General features: G+C 33.5%; 4 protein-coding genes. 2 read left to right on the top strand and 2 right to left on the bottom strand.

Features of this window, described 5'->3' with window-relative positions; all coding sequences use genetic code 11:
• Positions 1-774: TonB-dependent receptor plug domain-containing protein (locus tag Q0L68_RS17610; RefSeq protein ID WP_296705574.1), on the bottom strand; the 774-nt coding region annotated here is incomplete at its 3' end.
• Between the two features lie 349 nt (positions 775-1,123).
• On the opposite strand from Q0L68_RS17610, the gene Q0L68_RS17605 reads away from it, so the two are divergent.
• Positions 1,124-1,582 (top strand): GNAT family N-acetyltransferase, encoded by a 459-nt coding sequence (locus tag Q0L68_RS17605; protein WP_296705573.1) that lies wholly within the window; start codon positions 1,124-1,126, stop codon positions 1,580-1,582.
• A gap of 259 nt (positions 1,583-1,841) precedes the next feature.
• Positions 1,842-2,324, top strand: coding sequence for a PAS domain-containing protein (locus Q0L68_RS17600; protein ID WP_296705572.1), 483 nt, complete (start codon positions 1,842-1,844; stop codon positions 2,322-2,324).
• Positions 2,325-2,792: 468 nt separating this feature from the next.
• Here Q0L68_RS17600 and Q0L68_RS17595 read toward each other — a convergent pair.
• A partial coding sequence (locus Q0L68_RS17595) for an adenylate/guanylate cyclase domain-containing protein (protein WP_296705571.1) occupies positions 2,793-3,852 on the bottom strand: 1,060 nt, incomplete at its 5' end.

Here is a 3,852-nt window from a genome sequence, read left to right as displayed (position 1 = left end):
ATTGGATCGGTTTCTTGTACCATAAGTTCCTTCAAATCCCCCATGAGTGCCCAACTCAATTCCTTTTTTCAAGACAATATCGATCACTCCTCCTTCTGCTTCAGCATCATATCGAGCATTGGGATTGTTGATAATTTTAATCTCTTCAACTATGCTGGCGGGCAACTGATCCAAATTTTGGGTTAAAGAGGAATTCCTTCCGTTTATCAGAATATTAGTATTGGAACTCCCTCTTAAGGAGATACCTCCATCTTCGCTGACCGATACAGAAGGCGTATTTCTCAGAATGTCCAATAAAGTTCCACCCGCATTAGCAAGATTATTCTCCGGCGTTACAATCAAACCTTCGAGACTAGTTCTTACCGGTAATTTTGAAGTTTCAACGATCACTTCCTGAAGATCTTGTCCTTCACTGATAAAGGATAATTCACCTAGATCCGTAGATCCTTTGACTTCAATATTAGAAATGACCAAATCTTGATATCCAATAAAAAAAGCTTTGAATACATACTTGCCAGATCCTACTGCTAAATTAAAAACTCCATTTTCATTGGTATCGGAATAAGCTTCTGGGGTAGTGCTATCGGATGATTCAAATACAGCAACCTGTGCAAAACCCACAGGCTCGTTCGTTTTGGAATCAATCAATTGACCGGAAACCTGAAAGTTTTGAGCCTGCAGCTCTAAAGGATTAATGATCAACAGTAAAAATATTAAGATTAAAGAGTTAATAATAGCTGATCCTTTACCAGAAAGAAATAGAAGATTTTTCATTTAGCTGTATCTGTATTGTCATTCAATGTTTTTATCGCATTTAACAAAGTGGTAACAGACAGATAGTTTAGTTGTTTATTTTTTTTGATCAGTGGTAGATAATTCAAAAAAATGATGGAAATAGTAATTTATTCGATCATCTTTTAGCTAAACCATTCGTTGATCTGAAATAGATCAAATCAGTATTGTGAATTCACTTGATATTGGTAAATGCTTATATTTTTGGTTTAAGCAAATCAGTTTTTTTATAGGAAAGACGAGCCATTTTATAATTAGAATTCTTTCTTGCCCAATCTTTAATTGCGACTTTTGTGATCCTAGTTATTTACATAAGTCAAATATGAATTCTATGAATCTTACTCATTCTGTCAAATCATTTCAAGATCTAAATGTCGACGAACTTTATGAATTGCTTAAGTTGAGAAGTGAGGTATTTGTCGTGGAGCAAAATTGTGTTTTTTTAGATCAGGATGATAAGGACCAGAAGTCTTTTCACTTGATGTTGTTCTCGGATAAACAATTATTAGGCTACAGTAGATTGGTACCTCCTGGATTATCTTATCCGGAAATGGCTATTGGCCGAGTTGTTTCTGCACCGTCTGTGAGAGGAAAAGGTATAGGCAGAATAGTGATGGAATTGTCCATTCAGAATTGCGAAAAGCTGTTTGGAGCCGGTAATATCAGAATTGGTGCACAAACTTATGCGCTAGGTTTTTATTCCTCTTTAGGGTTTGTTGCTGATGGAGAAACGTATGATGAAGATGGTATAGAACATATTGAAATGGTAAGAAAGTCAGTTTCAGATTAGTCTTAAGAATTTGATAAAACTATTTTCCCATTCCTTTGATTATCATTTCTTAACAGGGGAAAATTGTTTGAAGGCTTAGGTAACAAACGCAATCAAGTTTGGAGGTATATATTGAATAACTGATTTTTTATGGTAATTAAGCTTCTTGGCAAAATATTTTTATTTTTTTTAAGAGGTTTTTATAACAATTTTTCGACTGGTTTGTTACTACTATTAAGTGATTAACGGGACAAAGACTTGTCTGAAGAAATTGATTTGAATGAGTACTAGAGTAGCTAAAAAGTCGAAATATCATCCTTTGATTAGTTGGGATATTTCTAATCCAATATTTAACGCCATCAGTAAAAAGTCAGAAGATATTGATATTCTGAAAAGAATTTCACTTTTGAATAATTGGAAGGTAGATTTTGTCAAAGAACTATCGATCAATTATCAAACATTGGTTTTAACTGATTTGGATCAGAAAATTTTATGGGTAAATAACGGTTTTGAGAAAATGACTGGTTATGCACCTGACTTTGCAATAGGTAAAAAGCCAATTTTTCTTCAAGGTCCAAATACATCTGAAGTAGTTAAAGCAAGAATCCGAAAGAAACTAAGTAATGGTGAACGTATTTCCGAAACGGTGACGAACTATAAGAAAAATGGGTTAGAATATGAATGTGAAATTACAATCATACCCTTGATAGATTCGAATCGTATGATCACACATTATCTAGCTTTAGAGAGAGAGGCTGCATAAAATAAGAAGCATTATTAAAGAGGTTGTTTTTAAACTTTGAATGAAAGTTTAAAACGTCTATAAAGAATTAGAGTAGGAGTAGATTAAAGTTCAAATCACCGTTTTTAAGTCCGCTTGTTTATAACAAGCGGATTTTTTATTTATTCGAACAGGTTTTTATTCAAAAAAATAGAGATACCAAATACCAAATACTTTGCTTTTGATTCTTTCCCAAAAAATTAAGCTTAGAAGCTCTTTAATTCTTGAAATTCTAAAAATAACTAAGCCGAATTTAGGAATCTGATTGAAGGGAAGGATATGGATAATCTTTAATATGATTATCCGCAATGATGCCAGTCACCTTAAATTCTTTGCTTATCTGATCGGAAGACCGATGACCGAAGACCGAAGCAGCCTAAAATTTACAGTTGAGCTTATTTTGTATTGCATTAGTCTCCTTTCTGGTAGAATTGCGGATATACACAATCTTTAAATAATTCCTTCAATATAATACATCTTCATATTTCCTTTATTCTTTACATTAATCTCACCCCGGTCCGAAAATTTGAATTTATCAACAACAAGTTTGTGCGTGTCTTCAGAAATATTGATTTTCCCAGCATCTGAATAGGATTCCATTCTTGAAGCACAATTCACTGTGTCTCCCCAGATATCATAAGCAAATTTCTTTTTTCCGACCACCCCGGCAACCACTGGACCAGAACTAATCCCAATTCTCATTTCAAAACGAATTAGATTGTCATCTTTTAGTTGTTTGGATTTTTCTACAAACTCCATCATTTCCATCGCGGCCAAAATAATTCTTTCGGCATGGTCTTTTTGAGGAAAGGGAATTCCAGAGGCGCACATATAAGAATCTCCCAAAGTCTTGATTTTTTCTAATTCATACTTCTCCACGATTTGATCGAAATAAGTAAAATAAAAATCAAGGCTTTGAATCAATAGTTCTGGTGATAAATGGTCTGCATGTTTGGTGAAATCTTTAAAATCGGTAAACATGACTGAAACTGAATCGATTCTTTGTGCCTTCACTTTCCCAAATTCCTTTAACTCATTTACTGTTTTATCAGGCAAAATATTTCGTAATAAATGATCAGATTTATTCCGTTCCTTGTCAATGATTTTGTTTGTCTTACGGATAAATGAATTATTTCTATAAAGTACAGCTGCAAGTATTCCTATTAAAATCAAAGCAAGAGCAGTAGAAAATACCAGGATCTTTTGATTCCGATTTTTTTGGTTCAATAAGTCAACTTCTATTTGTTTTTGGGAAACCTCAAATCGACGAGTTTCTTTAGCTATGTTTTCGATTTCCTCTAGGTTCCTAATACTATCTCTAATAGCAATATAATTCAGGTGATAAAATAAGGCTGAGTCACGATCACCAAATTTATTATGAAGCTCAAAAAGTAAAAGACTAGCATCCGCTTTCTCTTTTTTTAATTCATAAATTTGAGCAAGCTTTAAACTGCGACGTGCATATTTAAGGGCATTTTCAAGATCGTTTTCTTTTTGTGCAATGTATGCT

The sequence above is a fragment of the Algoriphagus sp. genome (assembly GCF_024642405.1).
Taxonomy (GTDB): Bacteria; Bacteroidota; Bacteroidia; order Cytophagales; family Cyclobacteriaceae; genus Algoriphagus.
Note: the sequence above shows the minus strand (reverse complement) of the source record. Positions and strands in the feature narration are given on the sequence as shown.

Excerpts from the sequence above, each read along its gene's own strand:
- Q0L68_RS17605 (WP_296705573.1), top strand. The coding sequence starts at position 1,124 with ATGAATCTTACTCATTCTGTCAAATCATTTCAAGATCTAAATGTCGAC.
- Q0L68_RS17600 (WP_296705572.1), top strand. The coding sequence starts at position 1,842 with ATGAGTACTAGAGTAGCTAAAAAGTCGAAATATCATCCTTTGATTAGT.